The sequence below is a fragment of the Sphingomonas faeni genome, from assembly GCF_040407565.1.
Lineage (GTDB): Bacteria > Pseudomonadota > Alphaproteobacteria > Sphingomonadales > Sphingomonadaceae > Sphingomonas > Sphingomonas faeni_F.
The window spans coordinates 370,729-394,044 of sequence record NZ_JAPZPR010000004.1 but is presented as its reverse complement, the minus strand read 5'-3'; the positions used below and the strand labels follow the sequence as shown (position 1 = coordinate 394,044).

General features: G+C 65.4%; 21 protein-coding genes. 10 read left to right on the top strand and 11 right to left on the bottom strand.

Features of this window, described 5'->3' with window-relative positions; translation table 11 throughout:
- Position 1 precedes the first annotated feature (1 nt).
- Together paoC and O6Y00_RS10750 are read left to right on the top strand one after the other, a co-directional pair.
- Positions 2-2,194, top strand: coding sequence for an aldehyde oxidoreductase molybdenum-binding subunit PaoC (paoC, locus tag O6Y00_RS10755; protein ID WP_353442585.1), 2,193 nt, complete (start codon positions 2-4; stop codon positions 2,192-2,194).
- Positions 2,195-2,285: 91 nt separating this feature from the next.
- Positions 2,286-3,257: an NAD(P)H-dependent flavin oxidoreductase gene (locus O6Y00_RS10750; RefSeq protein ID WP_353442584.1), complete on the top strand. Its 972-nt coding sequence runs from the start codon at positions 2,286-2,288 to the stop codon at positions 3,255-3,257.
- A gap of 31 nt (positions 3,258-3,288) precedes the next feature.
- On the opposite strand, the gene O6Y00_RS10745 is transcribed toward O6Y00_RS10750, so the two are convergent.
- Together O6Y00_RS10745 and O6Y00_RS10740 are read right to left on the bottom strand one after the other, a co-directional pair.
- Positions 3,289-3,723, bottom strand: a complete 435-nt coding sequence (locus O6Y00_RS10745) for a DUF1465 family protein (protein ID WP_353442583.1) — start codon at positions 3,721-3,723, stop codon at positions 3,289-3,291.
- A 132-nt stretch (positions 3,724-3,855) separates the two neighbouring features.
- Positions 3,856-4,053, bottom strand: coding sequence for a DUF465 domain-containing protein (locus O6Y00_RS10740; protein ID WP_353442582.1), 198 nt, complete (start codon positions 4,051-4,053; stop codon positions 3,856-3,858).
- 226 nt (positions 4,054-4,279) lie between these two features.
- Between O6Y00_RS10740 and O6Y00_RS10735 the strand changes: the two genes are divergently transcribed.
- Positions 4,280-4,435 carry a YdcH family protein gene (locus tag O6Y00_RS10735; RefSeq protein ID WP_353442581.1) on the top strand — a complete coding sequence of 52 codons (156 nt, stop codon included), beginning with the start codon at positions 4,280-4,282 and terminating at the stop codon, positions 4,433-4,435.
- 94 nt (positions 4,436-4,529) lie between these two features.
- On the opposite strand, the gene O6Y00_RS10730 is transcribed toward O6Y00_RS10735, so the two are convergent.
- From O6Y00_RS10730 to O6Y00_RS10715, 4 genes are all read right to left on the bottom strand, one after another.
- Positions 4,530-4,913 (bottom strand): PilZ domain-containing protein, encoded by a 384-nt coding sequence (locus O6Y00_RS10730; RefSeq protein ID WP_353442580.1) that lies wholly within the window; start codon positions 4,911-4,913, stop codon positions 4,530-4,532.
- A gap of 141 nt (positions 4,914-5,054) precedes the next feature.
- Positions 5,055-5,525 (bottom strand): RNA polymerase-binding protein DksA, encoded by a 471-nt coding sequence (dksA, locus tag O6Y00_RS10725; protein ID WP_353442579.1) that lies wholly within the window; start codon positions 5,523-5,525, stop codon positions 5,055-5,057.
- A 568-nt stretch (positions 5,526-6,093) separates the two neighbouring features.
- Positions 6,094-6,627 carry a hypothetical protein gene (locus tag O6Y00_RS10720; RefSeq protein ID WP_353442577.1) on the bottom strand — a complete coding sequence of 178 codons (534 nt, stop codon included), beginning with the start codon at positions 6,625-6,627 and terminating at the stop codon, positions 6,094-6,096.
- Positions 6,628-6,965: 338 nt separating this feature from the next.
- Positions 6,966-7,406 carry a host attachment family protein gene (locus O6Y00_RS10715; RefSeq protein WP_353442576.1) on the bottom strand — a complete coding sequence of 147 codons (441 nt, stop codon included), beginning with the start codon at positions 7,404-7,406 and terminating at the stop codon, positions 6,966-6,968.
- A 117-nt stretch (positions 7,407-7,523) separates the two neighbouring features.
- Between O6Y00_RS10715 and serS the strand changes: the two genes are divergently transcribed.
- The 5 genes from serS to O6Y00_RS10690 all read left to right on the top strand — a co-directional run bounded on the left by serS (position 7,524) and on the right by O6Y00_RS10690 (position 12,466).
- Positions 7,524-8,801, top strand: coding sequence for a serine--tRNA ligase (gene serS / locus O6Y00_RS10710; protein WP_353442575.1), 1,278 nt, complete (start codon positions 7,524-7,526; stop codon positions 8,799-8,801).
- A complete protein-coding gene (gene surE / locus O6Y00_RS10705; RefSeq protein ID WP_353442574.1) occupies positions 8,801-9,565 on the top strand; it encodes a 5'/3'-nucleotidase SurE in 765 nt (254 codons plus the stop codon). Before serS ends, surE begins: the two co-directional genes overlap by 1 nt.
- Positions 9,565-10,719 (top strand): peptidoglycan DD-metalloendopeptidase family protein, encoded by a 1,155-nt coding sequence (locus O6Y00_RS10700; protein WP_353442573.1) that lies wholly within the window; start codon positions 9,565-9,567, stop codon positions 10,717-10,719. Before surE ends, O6Y00_RS10700 begins: the two co-directional genes overlap by 1 nt.
- Positions 10,720-10,819: 100 nt before the next feature.
- Positions 10,820-12,043, top strand: coding sequence for a tyrosine--tRNA ligase (tyrS, locus tag O6Y00_RS10695; RefSeq protein ID WP_353442571.1), 1,224 nt, complete (start codon positions 10,820-10,822; stop codon positions 12,041-12,043).
- 105 nt (positions 12,044-12,148) lie between these two features.
- A complete protein-coding gene (locus O6Y00_RS10690) occupies positions 12,149-12,466 on the top strand; it encodes a PilZ domain-containing protein (protein ID WP_353442570.1) in 318 nt (105 codons plus the stop codon).
- A gap of 2 nt (positions 12,467-12,468) precedes the next feature.
- On the opposite strand, the gene O6Y00_RS10685 is transcribed toward O6Y00_RS10690, so the two are convergent.
- Positions 12,469-12,909, bottom strand: a complete 441-nt coding sequence (locus tag O6Y00_RS10685; protein WP_353442569.1) for a DMT family transporter — start codon at positions 12,907-12,909, stop codon at positions 12,469-12,471.
- A 52-nt stretch (positions 12,910-12,961) separates the two neighbouring features.
- Positions 12,962-15,013 (bottom strand): ATP-dependent DNA helicase RecG, encoded by a 2,052-nt coding sequence (recG, locus tag O6Y00_RS10680; protein WP_353442568.1) that lies wholly within the window; start codon positions 15,011-15,013, stop codon positions 12,962-12,964.
- A gap of 72 nt (positions 15,014-15,085) precedes the next feature.
- Here recG and O6Y00_RS10675 point away from each other — a divergent pair, with 72 nt between their 5' ends.
- Both O6Y00_RS10675 and mfd read left to right on the top strand, forming a co-directional pair.
- Entirely contained in the window at positions 15,086-15,352 is a 267-nt protein-coding gene (locus O6Y00_RS10675) for a succinate dehydrogenase assembly factor 2 (protein ID WP_353442567.1), read from the top strand.
- Positions 15,353-15,473: 121 nt separating this feature from the next.
- Complete coding sequence (gene mfd / locus O6Y00_RS10670; RefSeq protein ID WP_353442566.1) at positions 15,474-18,944, top strand: transcription-repair coupling factor; 3,471 nt, start codon at positions 15,474-15,476, stop codon at positions 18,942-18,944.
- Between the two features lie 96 nt (positions 18,945-19,040).
- Here mfd and O6Y00_RS10665 read toward each other — a convergent pair whose 3' ends face one another.
- From O6Y00_RS10665 to secA, 3 genes are all read right to left on the bottom strand, one after another.
- The gene (locus O6Y00_RS10665) at positions 19,041-19,667 is read right to left on the bottom strand and encodes a CC0125/CC1285 family lipoprotein (RefSeq protein WP_353442565.1); all 627 of its coding nucleotides are present in this window, start codon (positions 19,665-19,667) and stop codon (positions 19,041-19,043) included.
- A 123-nt stretch (positions 19,668-19,790) separates the two neighbouring features.
- A complete protein-coding gene (locus O6Y00_RS10660; protein ID WP_353442564.1) occupies positions 19,791-20,207 on the bottom strand; it encodes a secondary thiamine-phosphate synthase enzyme YjbQ in 417 nt (138 codons plus the stop codon).
- A gap of 295 nt (positions 20,208-20,502) precedes the next feature.
- Complete coding sequence (gene secA / locus O6Y00_RS10655) at positions 20,503-23,241, bottom strand: preprotein translocase subunit SecA (protein WP_353442563.1); 2,739 nt, start codon at positions 23,239-23,241, stop codon at positions 20,503-20,505.
- Between the last annotated feature and the right edge of the window lie 75 nt (positions 23,242-23,316).

The window sequence follows — 23,316 nt, the reverse complement described above, 5'->3', positions numbered from 1 at the left end:
CATGAAGTTCGATACCCCCGCCACGGCGAACCCGACCGATCGCATGAAGGTGCTCGGCCAGCCGCACGACCGCGTCGACGGCAAGCTGAAGACCACCGGCACCGCGCACTACGCCTATGAGCGCAACGATGCCGCACCGAACGCCGCCTATGGCTATATTCTCGGCTCGGCGATCGCCAAGGGTCGGATCGAGAGCATCGACGACGCCGATGCAAAGGCCGCCCCTGGCGTGCTCGCGGTCGTCACCTACCAGAACGCCGGCAAGCTCGGCAAAGCCAAGAACCACACGGCGCGGATGCTTGCCGGCCCGGACGTCCAGCATTACGATCAGGCCGTCGCCGTCGTCGTCGCCGAGACGTTCGAGCAGGCACGCGCCGGTGCCAAGCTGCTCCGCGTCAACTATGCGCGCACCGCCGGCAGGTTCGATCTCGCCGCGTCGCAGGCGTCGGCCACCAAGCCGAAGAGCGGCAACCCCGACACCGCGGTCGGCGATTTCGCCGGTGCGTTCGCCAAGGCAGCGGTCAAGGTCGATGAGCGCTACACCACGCCCGACCAGAGCCACATGATGATGGAGCCACATTCCACCACCGCGGCGTGGAAGGACGGCAAGCTCACGCTCTGGACCTCCAATCAGATGATCGCCTGGGCGGTCGGCGACATGAGCGAGACGCTGCTCCTGCCGAAGGAAAGCATCCACGTCATGTCGCCCTATGTCGGCGGCGGTTTCGGCTCGAAGCTGTGGGTCCGCAGCGACGCGGTCATGGCCGCACTCGGCTCGCGCGCGATCGGCGGCCGTCCGGTAAAGCTCGCGCTCGCGCGTCCGCAGGTGATGAACAACACGACGCATCGACCCGCGACGATCCAGCGCCTGCGCATCGGCGCACAGAAGGACGGCAAGATCACCGCCATCGCGCATGAAAGCTGGTCGGGCGATCTCCCCGGTGGTGGTCCCGAGACCGCGCCGAATGCGACGCGCCTGCTTTATGCAGGTGCGAACCGCATGACCGCGACGCGTCTCGCCGTGCTCGACCTCCCCGAAGGCAACGCGATGCGTGCGCCGGGCGAGGCGGTCGGTCTGCTCGCTCTCGAAGCGGCGATGGACGACCTGGCCGAGAAGCTGCAGATGGACCCGGTCCAGTTGCGCATCATCAACGATACGCAGGTCGATCCGGAAAAGCCGTCGCGCCAGTTCTCGCAGCGTGATCTCGTCGGCTGTCTGAAGACCGGTGCCGAACGCTTCGGCTGGAACAAGCGCAACGCCGTTCCCGGGCAAGTCCGCGACGGCCGCTGGCTCGTCGGCATGGGCATGGCGTCGGCGTTCCGCGACAACGTCACGATGAAGTCGGGCGCACGCGTCGGGATCGACAAGAAGGGCGTCGTGACGGTCGCCACCGACATGACCGACATCGGTACCGGCAGCTATACGATCATCGCGCAGACCGCGGCCGAGATGATGGGCGTGCCGATGGACAAGGTCATCGTCCTGCTCGGCGACAGCAGCTTCCCGGCCTCGTCTGGTTCGGGCGGCCAATGGGGCGGCAACAGCTCGACCGCGGGCGTCTACGCGGCATGCATGGCGTTGCGGGATACGGTCGCGCGGAAGCTCGGTTTCAACTCGACTGACGTCGTGTTCGAGGACGGCAAGGTGAAGTCGGGCAACCGCAGCGTATCGCTGTCGGAAGCCGCAGGCGATGCCGGCCTCTCGGCGGAGGACTCGATCGAGTTCGGCGACCTCACCAAGACGTATGCGCAGGCTACGTTCGGCGCGCATTTCGTCGAGGTCGGCGTCGACTCGGCAACCGGCGAGATTCGCGTCCGCCGGATGAGCGGCGCGTTTGCCGCCGGTCGTATCCTCAACCCGAAATCGGCACGCAGCCAGGTGATCGGCGCGATGACGATGGGAGTCGGTGCGGCACTCATGGAAGGCGCGATCGTCGACACGCGGTTCGGCTATTTCGTCAATCACGACCTCGCCGAATATCATGTGCCCGCGCATGCCGACATTCCGATGCAGGACGTGTTCTTCATGGACGAACTCGACGAGAAGTCCTCGCCGATGAAGGCCAAGGGTATCGGCGAATTGGGTCTGTGCGGCGTCGGGGCGGCGATCGCCAATGCGGTCTACAACGCGTGCGGCGTCCGCGTCCGCGAATACCCGCTGACGCTCGACAAGGTGATCGGCAGGATGGCCTGATACCCTGCCCTCCACCCCGCCGCATTATGGGCCGGGGTGGAGGGCAAAACCGGCTCTGGCGCGCGCGAATAGGTTGCGCTAGAAAACTGGCATGACCGTACCCGCTATTCTAAAAAACCTGCGCCTGCCCGTCATCGGCTCGCCGCTGTTCATCATTTCCGGCCCCGAACTGGTGATCGCGCAGTGCAAGGCTGGCATCGTCGGCTCGTTCCCGGCACTCAACGCGCGCCCCCAGGCGATGCTCGACGAGTGGCTGCACCGGATCACCGAGGAACTCAGCGCACACAACCGCGCCAATCCCGATCGATCGGCGGCGCCCTTTGCGGTCAACCAGATCGTCCACAAATCCAACGATCGGCTCGAAAGCGATCTGGAGACATGCGAGAAGTGGCAGGTGCCGATCGTCATCACCTCACTTGGGGCGCGCGAAGATCTGAACACCGCGGTGCATGGCTGGGGCGGCATCACGCTCCACGACGTGATCGACGACCGGTTCGCGCGGAAAGCGATCGAAAAGGGTGCAGACGGCCTGATCGCAGTCGCGGCCGGTGCGGGTGGCCATGCCGGCCGCCTGTCGCCGTTCGCGATCATCCAGGAAATCCGCCAGTGGTTCGACGGCCCGCTCGCACTGTCGGGTTCGATCGCGACCGGTGACGCGGTGCTGGCGGCACAGGCTATGGGCGCGGACTTCGGCTATATCGGCTCGCCCTTCATCGCGACGACCGAGGCGAACGCGGATCAGGCGTACAAGGACGGCATCGTCGCGGGCAAAGCCTCGGATATCGTTTATTCGAACCTCTTTACCGGCGTGCACGGCAACTACCTCCGCGCCTCGATCGAGGCGGCGGGGATGGACCCCGACAATCTTCCCCAGGGCGACCTGAAGACGATGAACTTCGGTGGCGGCGACAACAAGGACGGCGGGTCGAAGCCCAAGGCCTGGAAGGATATCTGGGGCTCGGGTCAGGGCATCGGCGCGGTTACCGAGGTCGAGAGCGTCGCCGACCGGGTTGACCGTCTGGAGCGCGAATATCGTGCCGCAAGAACGCGGCTGGCGCTTTGAGAAACCGGCGGCGGGCGGTTCGTCGTTCGTTCTAGAACGCGTTCGCCAAGGTCATCTGCATCGACAATGCCGGGCTCGTCATCGCGCTCGGTTGGTCCTGGGCTTGATCGAGCCGGGCCACCCGGCGGTACAGATCGGTGCTGGCCTCGATAAGGCGCCGGGCGCGGGGTGGCAGCAGATCGAGCAGCCCCGCGTCCGTGACCGGCGCGTCGCCCAACCGGCGGTCTGGATCGAGCGCATCCGACGCGCGGAGTTCGCCAGCCTGTACCGCCCGCTGTGTCAACAGCCACGCGATGACATGCATCAGCCTTGTCGTCACCTTCAATGACTCGCAACTGAATCCAACGCGCGTTCGCGGGTCGAGCGCCTCGCGTTCGACCCGCCCCGCCTCGTCGAAATAGCTGCGTGCCTCATCCGCCAGCACCATCGCCTCTACGTACAGCGCATCGACGAGGCGGCGATGCATGCGCGATTGAAGGCCGGATCCGATCATTGTCGGGTCAGATGCCACAACCCCGGATCGCAGGACAGGTTCCAAACGCGGCGGTAACCACACGCTGTCCCGAAATGTGTCGTTAGTGAGCAACGCGTTGGGAAATTACGCGATTATATCGGGTATCAACAGGTCTTCGAGCGCGGCGATCTCGTCACGCAGGCGAAGCTTGCGCTTTTTGAGACGCGCCATCTGCAATTGATCGGGCGTCGACGCCAGCGCGAGCGCGGCGATAGCATCATCAAGGTCGCGATGCTCGATCCGTAATCCGTCAAGCCGAACCCTGGTTTGCGCGTCGTCCACCTTATCCCCCGGTTTATGCCGCTACCACTTAGGTCCATAGCAAAGCCGGGCCTCGATGCGAGAGATAAACGCGCGCTAGGCTCGGGCGGAGGGACAATCGACGCGCGATCTCGGATCGTCACGCGAAACCGCTCGGTCAATCGATTTGATCCGTTTTCGATGAAGACATTTTGGTGACACGGTGGTTTACTCGGTCTCCCAACCCGAATGCAGGAGGTATCCCACCGTGCAGACGACGCATCAGACAGCCCTGGAAACCAAGCACGCCGTGCTCGATCAGCGCATCGCCGATGAAACCCACCGGCCGATACCCGATTCGACCGTTCTGGCCGGACTGAAGAAGCAGAAACTGCGCCTGAAGGAAGAGATCGTCAGCCTATAAACATTGCGTTTAATGCTCCCCGGAAACCGTTCCGGGGAGCACGAATTGCGAAGACCGACAGCGGCGACCCGATGAAAGAGGCTTAGCCAGGCCGCTAAACTTTTGTTTGAAACGGCCTCCCCGCCACGCTGGTTCCACCGACTGGCTTGCGCGCCTTTTTCGGATCGATAAGCGAATCGAGCGCGATGCCGATGCGTCCCTCGGTACACCAGGCGACCTTGCCGGCGACCTCACCGATTCCCCTGAGATCAAGAAACACTGGCGTTCCGACATCGGCGATCTTGTCGAGTTCGACCATCAACCCGCCTTCAGAAAGGTTGCGGACGCGCACCTCGCGCATTTTGGTTTCGGTCCCAAGGCGAAGTTGCGCAGTCAGGAACAGACTGTCACGGGTCCGTTGACGTTTGCCGCCATTGTCACCGTTCACGCCGGCATCTGTACCGGCCGGACCGGCCGTCGCCCGATTGAAGCTATCCATCCGCGATCCCGCACCGTCTATTGCATCGGGTTTAGCCCTAACGTCTGACGATAGGCTTACCAAGCCCTCGCTCGTGCGAAAGCATTAGACAACGCCGATCCCCGCCGTGGATAAATGCTGGCTCGGGTCGAGCGGTAGCGATCAATCTTCGCGGGAAACCTTTTCGTTGCGCTCATGCCGTTCCTGCGCCTCGACGGTCATCGTTGCGATCGGCCTTGCTTCGAGCCGTGCCAGGCTGATCGGTTCGCCGGTCACTTCACAATACCCGTATTCGCCCTCATCGATCCGACGGATGGCCGCCTCGATCTTCGAGACCAGCTTGCGTTGACGATCGCGCGTCCGCAGTTCGATCGACCAATCGGTCTCGCTCGACGCGCGATCGGTGAGGTCGGCCTCACGCAGCGAATCGACCTGCAACTGCGACAGCGTTTCCTGCGATTCCCGCAAGATCGCATCCCGCCACAACTGCAACTTTCGGCGAAAATACGCCTGCTGGTTCAAGCTCATAAAGGGTTCGTCGGCACCGGGCCGATAGCCGTCCTCACCGCTGTCGTTCGCAGCGTCGCGATTGGAATTTCCGGTATCGTCCATACGATTCATCACGGTCGCCATACCACTCTCCCTTTGGCCCCGTCGGATCGACCCCGCCGATCTCAAGGGGCCTCCCCCAAATGGTGAAAGCGCCTATAGTCGTGCAGGATCAGGACGACAAGCGACGCGACTTGCGCATATTCGGTGCAGAACGACATTTTCTTGCGCCAGACTCCGCAAGCGTTCTGCCGCGCGCCTCGGTGGCACGCTCCGACGGTGCGCCGAGCAAAACGGCCAGAACTCGACCATTATGTCCCATGCCGGCACGTTAACGTACATCAGGCTGGCGAAAGACGTGTAAATCTTTCGTTAAGCATGCCAAATGTGATTAACGACCTTGCACTTAACGGTTTGTTTTGCAGTTAGTCGGATAGCGATGTTCCGATGTTGCGAACGGGGATCCGGCGACCTGTAAGGGCCGGCAACGAAAGAGTGACGATATGTCAGTGCGGATGGCCTTGGCGAAATTGTGCGCATGCGCGTGCGGAGGTGCTTTAATCGGCGGGGGAGCCGTGCATGTTGCCGAAAGCCCGAACCGAACTGCGGATTCGAAGCGGATTCTCGTCAAGCGCACCTTGGTGAAGCGCGTTCAGCGTCGTGAGGTCGCGTCGGTGTCGCGGCCGCGCGTTCGTCGCGTGACGACAACCACCCGCACCACCTGCGCACCGACGGTGGTCACGGTCGCCAATGCGGCGCCGATACCCGCGCCGGTCGGATCCGGGTTTATTGGTGGCGGCGGCGGCGGTGGCGTCCCGGTCGTCGTCGGTGGCAGCGGCGGCTTCTTCGGTGGCAGCGGCGGCTTTGGTGGCGGATTCGGCGGCGGGTTCGGCGGAAGCGGCGGATCAGGCGGCAGCATCGTCATCTCGTCCACTTCCAGCGGCGGCTCCACCAGCACCGGAGGCTCGTCGTCGTCGTCGAGCGGCGGATCGACCAGCACGGGCGGCTCCTCGTCCTCGACCGGTGGTGCCACCGTGTCGAGCACGTCATCGTCCGCGAGCGGCGGCAGCAGCGGCGACGTTTCGTCGTCGTCGAGCGGCAATGTGTCATCGTCGTCAAGTGGGAACGTTTCGACATCGTCGAGTTCCAGTGGCAACGTATCGACCTCGACAAGTTCCAGCGGCAACGTATCGACTTCGACCTCCAGCAGCAGCTACGGGTCGAGCAGCAAGGGGTGGAGCAGTAACGGCGGCTGGAGTTCCAATGGTGGCTGGCATGGCTCGACCGGCGGCTGGCATCCGGGCAAACCCGACCACCCGGGTTCGAATGGCGGAACGCCTGCGCCCGTTCCTGCCCCGCCGATGGTCCTGCTGTTCGGTGCAGCGGCAGCAGCGCTGGTCGTGAGACGGCGTTTTGCGAAGTCCTCGGTGGCGGCAGCCTGAGCTTCGCCCCTCAGAATGAAGATTCAGGCTGAAAAAAGGCTTGCCGGATTAACCGGCAAGCCTTTTTCGGATCTTGATAAGATCAGGCGTTCTTGAGCGCCTTCTCGATGTCCGCGATCGGATGGCCGGTCAGGTCCTTGTCCAACTCGCCCGCCAGCCGGTTGCTGACCTCCTTGTGGTAATGCTTGCGCATCTCCCCGAGTGTCTTGGGCGGCGCGACGATGATCAGCGATTCGTAATCGTTCTTCAGCGCCCGCACCTTGAGAAAATCGGCGGCATCGGCGGCGAAGCGGTCCTCCTCAAGCTGGTGGAAGTCAGTCGGCTCGACCGAACTCTGCACGCCGCCCCGCGGTGACGAGGCTCGCCCGGCGGCGTCGGTGGCCTGATCACGGGTCGCAGGATTGGACTGCTCCTGCGCCTTCTCGACGACAAGGTTCGGGGCAACATTGTCGCCCTCGTTGCGCAGGAACAGCATTTTCCGGCCGTCTGCCACCAGGACGACGGAATTATGAGGAAGCTGCATGCGGTATCTCCTTTTCGCTGTTCGTATGCACGGTCAACGCGCTGCGCGGTGCCGGGTTGCGTTTGACGCGTAGCGCGCGCCTTGCGTGGGCGTGCCCGTCTCGGCATAGCCTCGGCGATGCACGACATTCGCCTGATCCGAGACGATCCCGCCGCCTTCGACGCCGCCCTCGCCAAGCGGGGCGTCGCACCGCAGTCCGCGTCGCTGGTAACCCTCGACGAACAGCGCCGCGCGACGATCGCGGAATCGCAGACTGCGCAGACTCGCCGCAACGAACTGTCGAAGGCGATCGGCCAGGCCAAGGCGCAGAAGGACGAGGCCAAGGCGCAGGCGCTGATGGCCGAGGTCGCGAGCCTGAAGGAAGCATTGCCGGCACTGGAGGCCGACGAAGCGCGGCTGGGTAGCGAACTCCAGGCCATGCTTGCCGCGATCCCGAACCTTCCCGCGGCTGACGTGCCCGAGGGCGGCGGCGAGGACGACAACGCGCTGGTCCACACCCGGGGAACTCCGACGACCTTCACCTTCACGGCGCGCGAGCATGATGCGATCGGCCCTGCGCTCGGCCTCGATTTCGAGACCGGTGCGGCGATGTCAGGCGCACGCTTCACGCTGGTCCGCGGTCCTGCGGCCAAGCTGCAGCGCGCGCTGGGCCAGTTCATGCTCGATCACGTCGCCGACGCTGGCTTCGAACAGGTTTCGCCGCCGCTTCTCGTCCGCGACGAGGCCGTATTCGGCACCGGCCAGCTGCCGAAATTCTCGGAGGACCTGTTCCAGACCACCGACGGCCGCTGGCTGATCCCGACCGCGGAAGTGAGCCTCACTAACATCGTCCGCGAACAGATCCTCGCCGAGGCCGAACTGCCGCTGCGCTTCACCGCGCTGACGCCGTGTTTCCGCTCCGAGGCGGGCGCTGCGGGTCGCGACACGCGCGGCTATATCCGCCAGCATCAGTTCGACAAGGTCGAGATGGTCTCGATCGTCACCCCTGACATGTCCGAGGCCGAGCATGAGCGCATGACGGCCTGCGCGGAAGGCGTGCTCGACGCGTTGCAGCTACCGTTCAGGCGGATGCTCCTATGCACTGGCGATATGGGTTTCACCGCGGCACGCACCTACGATCTCGAAGTCTGGCTGCCGGGCCAGGCGCGTTATCGCGAGATCAGCAGCGTTTCGACCTGCACGGACTTCCAGGCACGCCGCATGAACGCGCGATATCGGCCCGAGGGCGAAAAGGGCACGCGGTTCGTCCATACGCTCAATGGCTCCGCGCTCGCGGTCGGGCGGACGCTGGTCGCGGTGCTGGAGAATTATCAGCAGGAGGATGGCTCGGTCGCGGTACCGGCGGTGCTCCAGCCGTATCTAAACGGGCTGACCGTCCTGGAGCCGAAGCGCTGATGCGGATCCTGCTCACCAATGACGACGGCTATCATGCGCCCGGTTTGAAGGTGCTGGAGACGATCGCCCGGACCTTGTCCGACGATATCTGGATCGTCGCGCCCGCCGAGGAACAGTCGGGTGCTGGGCATTCGCTCACCCTGTCGCGGCCGATCCGCGTGCGGAAGCATGGCGAGAAGCGGTATGCCGTCGCGGGCACGCCGACCGATGCCGCGATGATGGCGCTTGCGAAGATCATGAACGATTGCCCGCCCGACCTGATTCTGTCCGGCGTTAACCGAGGCGCGAACCTTGCCGAGGACGTGACCTATTCGGGGACCGTCTCGGCGGCGATGGAGGGCGCGCTCGGCGGTATCCGGTCGATCGCGTTGAGCCAGATCTACAGCCGCGAAGGGATGGGCGACAGCGTTCCGTTCGAAGCGGCGGCGGTATGGGGCGAACGCGTGCTGCGCCCGTTGCTCGACGCGCCGCTGGCGCCGCGGACGCTGGTGAACATCAACTTCCCCGCCGGCCCCGCCGACGCGGTGAAGGGGGTGCGCGTCGTCAGTCAGGGCCTGCGCGACTACGGACGGTTGCAGATCGTCACCAACAAAGACCCGCGTGGCTATGAGTATCACTGGTTCGCGCTGGGTCGTACCGTCGAGACGCCCGCGCATGCGACCGATCTCGAAGCGACCGCGGACGGCTTTGTCTCGGTGACGCCGCTCCATCTCGATCTGACGCATACCGAATCGCTGGACATGCTCGCCCGGGCCTATCGGTGATGAGGCGGGCGCGGGCCCTGCTGGCGGTTGGACTGCCGCCGCTGCTTGGGCTCGCCGCGTGCATTCCGCAGGTCGACCGTCCCGCTGGCTACGGCCAGCCTGCTCCGGACAGTCGTCCGCAGCGCCCGCACCGCGAACCGCCGATACAGCGCGACGATACGCCGTCTCGGCAGGACGAGCCCGCCCCGCAGGACAGGTCCGATGATCGTCCCGGCCGCGATAGTGGCGAGGTGACTTCCCTGCCCGCGCCCCGCCCCGCCTGGGAAGCGAGGCCAGTCCGCGCCGATGCGAAGCCGATTTCCGACACCACCTATGTCGTCCAGCCCGGCGATACGCTAAGCCGGGTCGCCGATCGCAGCGGGGCTAGTCTCGAAGCGATCGCGCGCGCGAACGACCTCGACTCGCCCTACACGATCGAGACCGGGGAACGGCTGAGGATCCCGGGCGGTCGCTATCACCAGGTCCGGCGCGGCGAGACGGGCATCGCGATCGCCCGCGCCTACGGTGTCGAATGGTCGCGGATCGTCGCGGCGAACGCACTTGTCGAGCCGTATGTACTGCGCGCTGACCAGCGCGTCCTGATCCCCGACGCGCCCGGTGGCGGTAGGGCGAGCGCCTCGGAGCGCGCGCAAGCCTTTACGCTCGACATCGACGACATCCTCACCGGCGGCGAGCCCGCGCTGGCCAACAACCAGGCGCCCGCCAAACCAATCGCGACGCCGCGCCGCGTCCTGCCGTCGAACGCGGTCGTCACCGCACCGGCACGGCTGGCGAGCGGCGGGTTCCTCTGGCCGGTCGATGGCAGGGTCGTGAAGCGCTTCGGTCCCGGCGCGAGCGGCGAGCGCAATGACGGCATCAAGATCGCGGTGCCGATGTCGACACCGGTCCATGCCGCCGCTGATGGCGTCGTCGCCTATGTCGGCGACGGCATCGCCGCGCTGGGCGGGCTGGTGATCGTCAAGCATGGCGGCGGCTGGACCAGCGTCTACGGCCACGCGTCGAAGCTGCTCGTGCAGCGTGGCCAGAGCGTGAAGCGCGGCCAGACGATCGCGCTGTCGGGCGACACCGGGTTCGCCGACCGGCCGGAACTGCACTTCGAACTCCGCAAGGGGCGGACGCCGGTGGATCCAACCTTACAATTGCCACGAAGCTGAATCCCCCCTCCCGCTTGCGGGAGGGGGCGGGGGAGGGCATGGGGGCGAGGAAGCCCCTCCCCTTACCCCTCCCGCAAGCGGAAGGGGAACGAGACGCACCATGACCTACCAGTCCGACCTGCTCACCACGCTGACCTCGCGCGGCTATGTCCACCAGATGACCGACGCGGCCGCGCTCGATGCGCTCGCCGGCAAACAAGTGGTGCCCGGCTATATCGGCTTCGATCCGACCGCGCCTTCGCTCCACGTCGGCAGCCTCGTCCAGATCATGCTGCTCCGCCGGCTTCAGCAGACCGGGCACAAGCCGATCGTGCTGATGGGCGGCGGCACCGGCAAGATCGGCGATCCGAGCTTCAAGGACGAGGCGCGCAAGCTGCTCGGCGAGGATGGGATCAAGGCCAACGTCGCCTCGATCCGCCGCATCTTCGAACGCTTCCTGACCTTCGGTGATGGCCCGACCGACGCGGTCATGCTCGACAATGCCGAGTGGCTAGACGCGCTCGAATACATCCCGTTCCTGCGCGATGTCGGCCAGCATTTCTCGGTAAACCGGATGCTCGCCTTCGATTCGGTCAAGCTCCGCCTCGACCGCGAACAGTCGCTGAGCTTCCTCGAATTCAACTACATGATCCTCCAGGCGTACGACTTCCTAGAGCTGTCACGTCGCGCCGACTGCCGGTTGCAGATGGGCGGCTCGGACCAATGGGGCAACATCGTCAACGGCATCGAACTCGCACGCCGGATGGACTCGACCGAGGTCTACGGCGTGACCACCCCGCTGATCACGACCGCGGACGGCGGCAAGATGGGCAAGACGATGTCGGGCGCGGTCTGGCTGCACGAGGACCAGCTGCCGCACTTCGATTACTGGCAGTTCTGGCGCAACACCGACGATCGCGACGTCGGCCGCTTCCTGAAGCTGTTCACCGACCTCCCGCTCGACGAGATCGCGCGTCTTGAAGCGCTCGAAGGTGCCGAGATCAACGCCGCCAAGATCGTGCTCGCCAACGAAGCGACCGCGATGTGCCGCGGGCGAGAGGCGGCCGAACAGGCTGCGGAAACCGCGCGGAAGACGTTCGAGGAAGGCGCCTCTGGCGACTCTTTGCCGAGCTTTGCCGTCCCGAGCGGCTCGATCGGCATCGTCGAAGCGCTGGTCGCCCTGGGCTTCGTCGCTTCCAACGGCGAAGCGCGGCGCAAGATCGCAGAAGGCGCGGTGCGGATCGATGGCGAAGTCGTGAGGGAGCCGTCCACCTCGATCGACGTCTCGTCGCCAGCCCGCCTCAGCCTCGGCAAGAAGCGGCATGGGATGCTAACCCCTTCGTAACAGACGCATTCTCGTTTCGAAAAATGCTGCGTTAAGCATGCTCGTTCGCACGCGGTTCACCGCGGGTTCGCTAAGCCGGTGACTTCCGCAAGTGGGGAACATCCGATGCGAAATTATGCCACGGCTGTTCGAGATCATCGCGGCGAGCCCCGCGATGAGGTGATGCATCGCACGCAAGCGGTCGACGGCGATGGTCGCAGCATGAAACTCGTGCTCGTCAACATGTCCGCAAACGGCCTGATGGCGCGGTGCGAGGGATCGCCCGAGGCTGGCGACCGGTTGCGTATCGCGCTGCCGATCCTGGGCGGCGTCGATGCCGTGGTCCGCTGGTCGCTCGGCGGACGAATTGGCTGCGAGCTCGAACAGACGATCCCGCTGGCCGACTATTACGGCATGCTGTCGGTGATGATCCGCAACAGCTGAAGTCAGCCGGCGCGGACGAGTACCACGCCTGCAATCACCAGAAGCACGCCTCCGATGCGCGCAAGGCTGATCGGCTGGGCCGTGAGACCAAGCAGGCCGAACCGGTCGAGCACCAGCGCGGTCACGATCTGACTGCCGACCGCGAGCGTCACCGCCGATGCGAGCCCGAGACGCGGCGTCGCATAGGCAAGCGCTGCGACGAAACACGCGCCATACAGACCGCCGAGCCACGCCCACCACGGTGTGCCCCTGAGCGTCGACGGCATCGTCCGATCGACTGCCGCCCAGATCGCGAACAGGACCGCGGTGCCCATCGCAAACGAAACGAGTGACGCCAGCCAGACCGAGCCGGACGCCTTCGCCAAGGCGGCATTGGTCGGCGGCTGGACCGCCAGCCCAACGCCGGCAAGCAGAACTATGATGATCGGGAAGAGTGCACCCATGCGTCGTCCGTGGCGGCGCAGAGAGGCGAAAGCAACCGGCGAGATGCCCAGCTCAACCCGATCGCAGCAACGCCACGCCGGCGTCGCGGTCGAACAGATAGAGGGCTGTCCTTGCCGCCTGCCCCCGCGGCCCCTGCAGCCCACCGTCGCGGTCAATCAGCAGGCGTGCGTCGTCGTGCGCGCATTGGAGCAGGTCGGCCATCATCTCCGGCGTCGCAAGACGGAACGCCATCTCGCCGGACTGTTTGGTGCCGAGCAGTTCGCCAGCGCCGCGGAGGCGCAGATCCTCCTCGGCGATGCGGAAACCATCGTTGGTCTCACGCATCAGCGCGAGGCGCGCGCGGGATGTCTCGCTGAGCGACGACCCGCGCATCAGCAGGCAGATCGACCGCCCGGTGCCGCGCCCAACCCGCCCGCGGAGCTGGTGGAGCTGGGCGAGGCCGAAGCGGTCGGCATGCTCGATCACGATCAGCGTGGCGTTGGGGACGTCGACGCCGACTTCGATCACGGTGGTCGCGACGAGCACGGACGTGCGGGCTGCGGAAAACTCGGCCATCACCGCGTCCTTCTCCGCCGGTTTCATCCGGCCGTGAACGAGCGCGACCTTGTCGCCGAACCGGGCGCGCAACGTTTCCGCGCGCATTTCGGCAGCAGCGAGGTCGCTCTTCTCGCTTTCCTCGACCAGGGGGCAGACCCAATAGGCTTGCCCGCCATCCGCCAGATGCCGCCCGAGCGCATTGACCACGTCGTCGAGCCGGTCCTCGGAGATTACCCGCGTCTCGATCGGCTGGCGCCCCGGCGGCATCTCGTCGAGGCGGCTGACGTCCATCTCGCCGTACTGCGCGAGCGTCAGCGTGCGCGGGATCGGGGTTGCGGTCATCGCGAGCAGATGCGGCGGGGCGACCCCCTTCGCCTGCAACGTCATCCGCTGCGCGACGCCGAAGCGATGCTGCTCGTCGACCACGACGAGGCCGAGATCCTTGTAGCCGACCGCGTCCTGGAAGATCGCGTGCGTGCCGACGAGAATGTCGATCTCACCGTTCGCCAGCGCCATCAGCGTCGCCTCGCGCACGCGGCCCTTGTCGCGGCCGGTCAGCACGCCGATCTCGATCGGCAGCCCGGCGAGCGTCTTTCGCAGCGTCTCGTAATGTTGGCGCGCGAGGATCTCGGTCGGCGCGAGCATCGCCGCCTGCGCACCCGCCTCGACCGCGATCAGCATCGCCATCGCCGCGACCAGCGTCTTGCCCGAGCCGACATCACCCTGCAGCAGCCGCAGCATCGGCGCGGTCTGCGCGAGGTCGCCCTCGATCTCGCCGACCGTCCGCGATTGCGCGCCGGTCAGCGTGTAGGGCAGCTTCAGCAGGTCGCGCAGCCGGCCGTCGCCCTGCAGCGCCCGCCCCCGCCGCTTGCGGGTATCCGCGCGGACGATCGTCATCGCGAGCTGGTTCGCGAACACCTCGTCATACGCCAGCCGTTCGCGTGCCTTCGCGTCCGACGGGTCGGCGTGGATGCGCTCGAGCGATTCGTGCCAACCCGGCCATTCGCGTTTCGCCTTCAGCCCAGGTTCGATCCACTCCGGCAAGTCCGGCGCGCGCGCGACCGCCTGCGCGGTCAGAGCCGCCAGACGCCGCGAGGTGAGACCTTCCGACAGCGGATAGATCGGCTCGCGCTCGCGCAACTCCTCGTCCGGCTCGACGATGTCGGGATGGACGATCTGCAATTCCTGGCCGTATTCGTCGAGCCGGCCCGATATACGCTTGGCCTCGCCGATCGGCAGCAGCTTCTTCGCCCAACCCGAACTGCCGCCAAAGAAAACGAGGCTGACGTAGTTGCCGAGCTCGTCGGTCGCCTGCACGCGCGTCGGCCCCCGCCCCGCACTGATCCTGTAGTCGCGCGGAGTCAGCGTGATCGTGATGATCCGCCCGGCATCGCTCGACATCAGCTCGGTGCGTGGCAGGCGATCGACGTAGCCGGTCGGCAGATGGAAGGCGACGTCGACGACGCGCGCGAGTCCGAGCCGGTCGAGCGGCTTGGCGAGCGCGGGCCCTACCCCCTTCAGGACGAGGGTTTCGGCGAACAGCGGATTGAGGATTTCGGGTCGCATGACTATCTGGCCTCTATAGCCTAGCCGACGCCCGCCGCCAGCGGTCGCCGGCTCTTCGTGTTTGGAGATACGATGGACCACGAGACCCGCCTCAAGCGCCTGGGCTTTCGCAGCTCGCACCGCGGCACGCGCGAAGCCGACATGATGATCGGCGGCTTCTTCGCGACCTATGGAAGAACGTGGACGCTGGAAGAGCTCGACTGGTTCGAGGCGCTGCTGGAGGAACAGGACGTCGACATCATGGGCTGGGCGATCGGCTCGATCGTGTGCCCGCCTGAGTGGGACGGCCCGATGATGCAGGCGATGCGCGACATCAATTACGTCACGGTCGTGAAGTAGGCTTTCTGCGCCCCTCCCTGGAAGGGAGGGGTCGGGGGTGGGTCGGCCGCTTGGCGGTCGTGACACGCGCCTCATACCAACCCACCCCCAGCCCCTCCCTTCCAGGGAGGGGGGAGTTCGAATGCCAGACCTCAAGACGATCCTCTCCGCGACCTCACCGCTGATCCTCTCCGGCGTGCCGTCCGGCTTCCAGCCGTCGCTGCTCGCCGACCTCGCGCGTGCCGCGAAGACGCGCGCGGTGTTCATCGCGCCGGACGATGCGGCGATGCGCGCGGTTGCCTCGACCGCGGCGTATTTCGCGCCCGATCTCGAAGTGCTGAGCTTCCCGGCCTGGGACTGCCTCCCCTACGACCGCGCCTCGCCGACGCTCCGCATCATGGCCGAGCGTGTCGCCGCACTGCAACGTCTGCAAGGCAAGCCCAAGGGTCCGCAGCTTCTGCTGACCACCGCCAACGCCGCGACGCAGCGCGTCCTCACCCCGTTCCGCATCCGCCAGCTCGTCGCGCGGCTCGCGCCCGGCGAACGGATCGGCCGCGACAAGCTCGCCATGCTGCTCCAGGCGAACGGTTATGTCCGCACCGACACCGTGCACGACCAGGGCGAGTACGCCGTGCGCGGCGGGATCGTCGATCTCTATCCCTCGGGCGAAGACCACGCGCTGCGCCTCGATTTCTTTGGCGACGAGATCGAGAGCGTCCGCACGTTCGACGCGGCGGACCAGCGTACCACCGGCCGGATCGACGGCTTCGTCCTGCTCCCCGCCTCCGAAGCGCTGCTCGACGAGGACTCGATCAAGCGCTTCCGCACCCGCTACCGTGATGCGTTCGGCGCGACCGCGACCGGCGATCCGATGTATCAGGCGATCTCCGAAGGCCGCCGCATCGCGGGCATGGAGCATTGGCTGCCGCTGTTCGAGGAGAAGATGGCGACGTTGTTCGACCATCTCGGCGCCGACGACGTGGTAGTCCGCGACAACGGCGTCGCCGCGGCGGTGGAGAGCCGGCTCGAATCGATCGCCGACTATTACGAGAACCGCAAGCGCGCCGAGGCCGCCCAGCCCGGCAGCTATCGCCCGATGCCCGCCAAGGCGCTCTATCTCGACGCGCAGGAATGGTCCGGCGGGGTCGAGGCGTTCGCCGCGCATATCACCTCGCCGTTCCACGAGCCGTCGAGCGACACCGTGCTCGACTTCGACGTCGACGGCCCACGCGATTTCGGACCCGAGCGCGCGGCGCAGACGAATATATACGAAGCCGTCGCCGATCACGTCGAGAAGCTCAGGAAACAAGGCCGCAAGCCGATCCTCGCCAGCTATTCGATCGGCGCACGCGAACGCCTGGGGAGCCTGCTCGCCGACCACGGCATGAAAGGCGGCAAGCACGCCGAGACCTGGCAGGACGCGCTCGGCATCGCCGACACCGCACGCAGCTTCGGCGTCGCGCTGATCGTCCTGCCACTAGATCACGGCTTCACCGCACCGGGAATCGCGGTACTAACCGAGCAGGACATGCTCGGCGATCGCCTCGTCCACCGCAAGAAACGCAAGAAATCCGCCGATGCGTTCCTCGCCGAACTGGCCACGCTGACGCCGGGCGACCTCGTCGTCCACACCGAGCACGGCATCGGGCGGTACGAGGGCCTGACCTCGATTCCCGTGGGCCAAAGCCCGCATGATTGCGTCGCGCTGAGCTATGCCGGCGGCGACAAGCTGTACGTGCCGGTCGAGAATATCGACGTCCTCTCGCGCTACGGCTCGTCGGAGGAAGGCGCGACGCTCGACCGTCTCGGCGGCGAAGGCTGGCAGCGTCGCAAGTCGAAGATGAAGGAGCGGATCCGCGAGATCGCCGGCGAACTCATCGCGACCGCCGCCGAACGCGCGCTGCATCCGGGCGACGTGCTCGAACCCGATGCGAGCGGCTACCCCAGCTTCGTCGATCGCTTCCCGTACGAGGAGACCGAGGATCAGGACCGCGCGATCGAGGACGTGCTCGGCGATCTCGCCGCGGGCAAGCCGATGGACCGCTTGGTGGTCGGCGATGTCGGCTTCGGCAAGACCGAGGTCGCGTTGCGCGCCGCCTTCGTCGCGGCGATGGGCGGCAAGCAGGTCGCGATCGTCTGCCCGACGACGCTGCTCGCACGCCAGCATTACAACAACTTCGTCGCCCGCTTCGAAGGCTTCCCGATGAACATGGGCCGCCTGTCGCGGCTCGTCACGGCGAGCGAGGCGAAGGCGACCAAGGAGGGTCTCGCGAACGGCACGATCGACGTCGTCATCGGCACCCACGCGCTGCTGGCGAAGAACATCGACTTCAAGCGGCTCGGGCTGGTGGTGGTCGACGAGGAACAGCGGTTCGGCGTCACGCACAAGGAGCGGCTGAAGGCGCTGCGGGCGGACGTCCACATGCTGACGCTGACCGCCACGCCGATCCCGCGCACGCTGCAGATGGCGATGTCGGGGATCCGCGAGCTGTCGGTGATCCAGACCCCGCCGGTCGATCGCCTCGCGGTGCGAACGTACATCATGCCGTTCGACCCGGTCGTGCTACGCGAGGCGTTGCTTCGCGAGCATTACCGCGGGGGGCAAAGTTTCGTCGTCACCCCACGCGTGGCAGACCTGCCCGAGATCGAGGATTTCCTGCGCGAACAGGTGCCCGAGATCCGCTTCGTCGTCGCGCACGGCCAGATGTCGCCGACCGAAGTCGAGGAGCGCATGTCGGCGTTCTACGACAAGAAGTTCGAGGTGCTCGTCTCGACCACGATCATCGAGAGCGGGATCGACATCGCGTCCGCCAACACGATGATCGTGCACCGCGCCGACCGCTTCGGCCTCGCGCAATTGTACCAGTTGCGCGGGCGTGTCGGACGGTCGAAGACGCGCGCGTACGCGTATCTGGTGACCCCGCCTGAGCGACAGATGACGGTGACGGCCGAGAAGCGGCTGAAGGTGTTGTCCGATCTCGATTCGCTGGGGGCTGGCTTCCAGCTTGCCAGCCACGATCTGGATATTCGCGGGGCGGGCAACATGCTCGGCGACGAGCAGACCGGGCATATCAAGGAGGTCGGTTTCGAACTCTACCAGGCGATGCTGGAGGAGGCGATCATGGACGCCAAAGCCGGCGGCATGACCTCGTCGCGGCCGCGCGATTTCAGCCCACAGATCACGGTCGATGCGCCGATCCTCATTCCCGAGGATTACGTGCCCGATCTCGATCTGCGGATGGGGCTGTATCGTCGTCTCAACGATCTCGACGAGGGCCAGGAGATCGAGGCGTTCGCCGCCGAGATGATCGACCGGTTCGGCCCGCTGCCGGATGCGACCGAGAATCTGATCAAGGTCATCGAGATCAAGCTGAACGCGAAACGCGCGTGCGTCTCGAAGATCGACGTCGGGCCGAAGGGCGTGCTCGTCTCGTTCCACGACGACAAGCCGCCGAACATCGACAAGCTGCTGGCGTATGTCGAGCGGCTGAACGGCGTCGCGCGGTTGCGGCCGGACAGCAAGCTGGTGCTGCAGCGGGCGTGGGGCGATCCGAAGGCTCGCCTGCATGGGGCGCTTCAATTGTCGAAGGGCTTGGCGAAAGCGGCTTCTTAAAAGCCCTCTCCCCGAAGGGGAGAGGGAGCAGCGCCATGAAAAAGGCCGGACTACCACTGGGGTAGCCCGGCCTTTTTGGCCTCTCGAAGGTAACGCTTACTTCGGCAGCACGACGCTCGGTCCGATGCTGTCCACAACCTTCCGCGCATCGAACGCGCGAATATTGTCGCGCGGGATCGGCCCCTTGCGCATCACGATCTCAGCCGTCGCCTCATACCGGTCGATCGTGCGGATATCGAAGTCGTTGCCCCATGGGCCACCACCAAAACCGCCATAGCCGCCGCCGAAACCACCACCGAAGCCGCCATAGGGGCTCCAGTCACGCCAGCCGAAGCCGCGCCCGTAATAGCGCCAAGACGGACCCCAATAGCCGCCGAAGCCGCCATAGCCGAACCCGCCACCGATCCCCGGCGTTGAGTAGGTGCGCGACTGAAGATTGGTGTCGCGGTCGGCCATCAGGTAGTAATCATAGCCGTTCTGCAACGTCAGTTCGGCCGCGCGGAAGAACAGGTAGCGCTCGACCGTATCGCGCGACGTGACGCTGTTGCCGGCGAAGCTGACGAGGAAGCGGCCGGGCTCGACCTGACGGTCGCTATAGCCGGTGCGGTTGAACCCCTGCCCCGTCGCGGGGCGATAAGCGGTCTCGGTCGCGCATCCGGCCAGCAGCAGCGCGCCCGTTGCGAGCGCTGCGAAAGCGACCTTGCGACCCGGTGTCTTGAACATGGTGTCGTCTCCGTTCGCGGCGAATGCGGCGAAACGCCGCTTATTAGCCGTCAATGGTGGAACGGTTGATGAACGGGATCGCTCCAATGCGCCACCATACTGACTCATTTTTCATGATCCGGTTCAGTCGCCGATGACATGCAGCGCCAGCGTGCGGCGATGTGGGCGACGGCGGTGTTCGAACAGGTAGATGCCCTGCCATGTGCCGAGCGCGAGTCGGCCGTCGATCAGCGGGATCGAGAGTTGGACCTGGGTGAGCGCGGTGCGGAGGTGTGCCGGCATGTCGTCGGGGCCTTCGTCGTCGTGCTCGTACTCACGCGACTCCGGGGCGATGCGAGCGAAATAGGCTTCAAGGTCGGTCCGTACTTCCGGGGCCGCGTTTTCCTGGATCAGGAGCGAGGCGGAGGTGTGCCGGCAGAAGATCGTGAGGACGCCTTCGGTGAGGCGTTGGTCGCGGGTCCAGCGGGCGATCTGGTCGGTGACGTCGACGAGGCCCTGGCGGGTGGTGTCGATGGTGAGGATCGTGGTGGCTTGGCGCATGGGGTCCTAACGATCGGTCTGGAGGGTTGCTCCGTGTCCCGTTCCCGAGAGTAACCGTTCCCCCGCGAAGGCGGGGGTCCAGGAGTCCCATAGGCCATCGCCGGTAGTCTGGGCTCCCGCCTTCGCGGGAGAACAGAAGGCCGTATAGTCTCAACCACCCCGGCGGAGGCCGGGGCCCAGTTGGAAAGGTCGGAGTAACGAAGCGTACCCGCAGTTAGCAACGTCCCCCAACTGGGCCCCGGCCTCCGCCGGGGTGGTGAACGGTTGGGAGGTTGTAGCGTCAGGTCTCAGCCCCTCAAACTGCCCCGTGGCACTGCTTATACTTACGCCCCGACCCACAAGGGCAAGGCGCATTGCGGCTGACCACGCCCTCCCAGTTCGCCGGATCCTCGCCGATATCGGCCTCCTGCGGCTGCGGGATCTGCAACGGCGGCATCGTCGACGTGATGTGACCGCGCGTGCCCGCATCGAAGTCGTTCGAATTGTCCTCGCCCGTGAACGGATCGAAATGCGTCGTGATGAAGTCCGGCAGCTCAGGCAGCCCGACCGGCGCCTGCATCTGGAACTGCGCATGCGCGATCGTCTTGGTCACGTCCTCGCGGATCGTCTCGAGCATCCGCTGGAACAGCGAGAACGCCTCCTGCTTATATTCGTTGATCGGCGTCTTCTGCGCGTACGCACGCAGATGGACGACCTGGCGCAGCGCGTCGAGCGTCGCGAGATGCTCCTTCCAGTGATGGTCTAGATTCTGCAACAGGATCGACTTCTCGACCGACGTCCACGTCTCCGCATCCAGATCGGCCGACTTCTGCGCGATCGCCTCGTCCGCCATCGCGCGGATCCGCTCTTCCAGAACCTCGGGGTCGACCGACTCCTCGAGCAGCCACGCATCGATCTGCGGCTCGAGGTTCATCACCTCGGCGAGCCGCGTCTTCATCCCCGCGACGTCCCACTGCTCGGGATACGAGTTGGGCGGGCACGCATCGCCGACGATCACGTTGACCGTCTCCGCGCGCATGTCGGTCACCACGTCGCCGACCGTATCGGCATCCATGATGTCCGCGCGCTGCTCGTAGATGACCTTGCGCTGCTCGTTCATCACGTCATCATATTCGACGACCTGCTTGCGGATGTCGTAGTTGCGCGCCTCGACCTTCTTCTGCGCGGTCTCGATCGCCTTGCTCAACCACTTGCTGCCGATCGCCTCGCCGTCCTCGATGTTGTTGCGCATCATCTTGGCGAACAGCGTGTCCGGCCCGAAGATACGCAGCAGATCATCGTCGAGGCTAAGATAGAAGCGCGACAGACCCGGATCGCCCTGACGCCCCGAACGCCCGCGCAGCTGGTTGTCGATACGCCGGCTCTCGTGCCGCTCGGTGCCGAGCACGAACAGACCGCCCGCGGCGAGCACCGCCTGCTTCTCCGCCTCGATCTCGATCGTGATCCGCGCCGCCGCCTCGTCATATTCGGGCGTGCCCTCGACCAGTTCCGGATGCTCGTCGAGCATGCGGAATTCGAGGTTTCCGCCGAGTTTGATGTCGGTACCGCGACCCGCCATGTTGGTCGCGATCGTCACCGCGGACTTGCGCCCGGCCTGCGCGACGATGTGCGCCTCCATCTCGTGGAAGCGTGCGTTGAGCACCTTGTGATCCACGTTCTCGCCGACCAGGAACTCGCTCAGCATCTCGGACTTCTCGATCGACACCGTGCCGACCAGCACCGGCTGGCCGAGGTCCGCGTGATGCTTGATCTTCTTGGCGATCGCCGCGAACTTGTCCTTGGTATCCTTGTAGAACTCGTCTTCCTCGTCGACGCGCTTGACCTCGACGTTGGTCGGGATGCTGACGACGTTGATCTTGTAGATGTCGTAGAACTCGGCCGCTTCGGTCGCCGCAGTGCCGGTCATGCCGCCGATCTTGGGGTACATGCGGAAATAATTCTGGAACGTGATCGAGGCCATCGTCTGGTTCTCGGGCTCGATCTGGACACCCTCCTTCGCCTCGACCGCCTGATGCAGGCCGTCCGACCAGCGCCGGCCGTCCATCATGCGACCGGTGAACTCGTCGATGATGATGACCTTGCCGTCCTTGACGATGTAGTCGATGTCCGACTTGAACATCACGATCGCACGCAACGCCTGGTTGAGGTGATGGACGACCTGCGTGTTCTCGAAGTCGTACAGGTTCTGCCCCTCGAGCAGCCCGGCGGCCTCGAGCATCCGCTCGACCTTCTCGGTGCCGTCCTCGGTGAGGATGATCGTCTTCTGCTTCTCGTCCTTGTCGTAATCGATCGGGTCGAGCTGCTTCACGACCGCATCGACCTGCATGTACAACTCGGACTTGTCGTCGGTCGGGCCCGAGATGATCAGCGGCGTGCGGGCCTCGTCGATCAGCACCGAATCGACCTCGTCGACCACCGCGAAGTTGAACGCGCGCTGCGTCATCGCGCTGCGCTCGTACTTCATGTTGTCGCGGAGATAGTCGAATCCGAACTCGTTGTTGGTGCCGTAGGTGATGTCGGCGGCGTACGCGGCGCGGCGTTCCTCGTCCGACAGGTTCGGGATGATGACGCCGATCGTCATGCCGAGGAAGGTGTAGACCTGCCCCATCCACTCCGCGTCGCGGGCCGCGAGGTAATCGTTGACGGTGACGACGTGGACGCCGTCGCCGGGGAGCGCGTTGAGATAGGTCGCGAGCGTCGCAACGAGCGTCTTGCCCTCGCCGGTCCGCATCTCGGCGATCTCGCCGCGATGGAGGACGATACCGCCGACCATCTGCACGTCGTAATGGCGCTGGCCGAGCACGCGGTGCGCAGCCTCGCGGACCGTCGCGAACGCCTCGGGGAGCAGGTCGTCGAGCTTCTCGCCCTCGGCGAGCCGCGCGCGGAACTTGACGGTCTGCGCGGAGAGCTCCTCGTCCGACATCGCCTGGAGCGACGGCTCGAACGAGGCGATCTTCGCGAGGATCGGGTTGAGCGACTTGACGTACCGGTCGTTGGACGAACCGAACAAGGATTTGGCGAGGCCACCGAACATGGGCTGATTTCCTGAATTTGAGACGCGGCGGCACACGGTAGGCGCACGCGGAAGAGGATCGCTCGGATCCAAAGG

Coding starts and splice junctions, on each gene's coding strand:
- paoC (WP_353442585.1), top strand. CDS start 2: ATGAAGTTCGATACCCCCGCCACGGCGAACCCGACCGATCGCATGAAG.
- O6Y00_RS10750 (WP_353442584.1), top strand. CDS start 2,286: ATGACCGTACCCGCTATTCTAAAAAACCTGCGCCTGCCCGTCATCGGC.
- O6Y00_RS10745 (WP_353442583.1), bottom strand. CDS start 3,723: ATGCATCGCCGCCTCGTCGATGCGCTGTACGTAGAGGCGATGGTGCTG.
- O6Y00_RS10730 (WP_353442580.1), bottom strand. CDS start 4,913: ATGGATAGCTTCAATCGGGCGACGGCCGGTCCGGCCGGTACAGATGCC.
- dksA (WP_353442579.1), bottom strand. CDS start 5,525: ATGGCGACCGTGATGAATCGTATGGACGATACCGGAAATTCCAATCGC.
- O6Y00_RS10715 (WP_353442576.1), bottom strand. CDS start 7,406: ATGCAGCTTCCTCATAATTCCGTCGTCCTGGTGGCAGACGGCCGGAAA.
- serS (WP_353442575.1), top strand. CDS start 7,524: ATGCACGACATTCGCCTGATCCGAGACGATCCCGCCGCCTTCGACGCC.
- surE (WP_353442574.1), top strand. CDS start 8,801: ATGCGGATCCTGCTCACCAATGACGACGGCTATCATGCGCCCGGTTTG.
- O6Y00_RS10700 (WP_353442573.1), top strand. CDS start 9,565: ATGAGGCGGGCGCGGGCCCTGCTGGCGGTTGGACTGCCGCCGCTGCTT.
- tyrS (WP_353442571.1), top strand. CDS start 10,820: ATGACCTACCAGTCCGACCTGCTCACCACGCTGACCTCGCGCGGCTAT.
- O6Y00_RS10690 (WP_353442570.1), top strand. CDS start 12,149: ATGCGAAATTATGCCACGGCTGTTCGAGATCATCGCGGCGAGCCCCGC.
- O6Y00_RS10685 (WP_353442569.1), bottom strand. CDS start 12,909: ATGGGTGCACTCTTCCCGATCATCATAGTTCTGCTTGCCGGCGTTGGG.
- recG (WP_353442568.1), bottom strand. CDS start 15,013: ATGCGACCCGAAATCCTCAATCCGCTGTTCGCCGAAACCCTCGTCCTG.
- O6Y00_RS10675 (WP_353442567.1), top strand. CDS start 15,086: ATGGACCACGAGACCCGCCTCAAGCGCCTGGGCTTTCGCAGCTCGCAC.
- mfd (WP_353442566.1), top strand. CDS start 15,474: ATGCCAGACCTCAAGACGATCCTCTCCGCGACCTCACCGCTGATCCTC.
- O6Y00_RS10665 (WP_353442565.1), bottom strand. CDS start 19,667: ATGTTCAAGACACCGGGTCGCAAGGTCGCTTTCGCAGCGCTCGCAACG.
- O6Y00_RS10660 (WP_353442564.1), bottom strand. CDS start 20,207: ATGCGCCAAGCCACCACGATCCTCACCATCGACACCACCCGCCAGGGC.
- secA (WP_353442563.1), bottom strand. CDS start 23,241: ATGTTCGGTGGCCTCGCCAAATCCTTGTTCGGTTCGTCCAACGACCGG.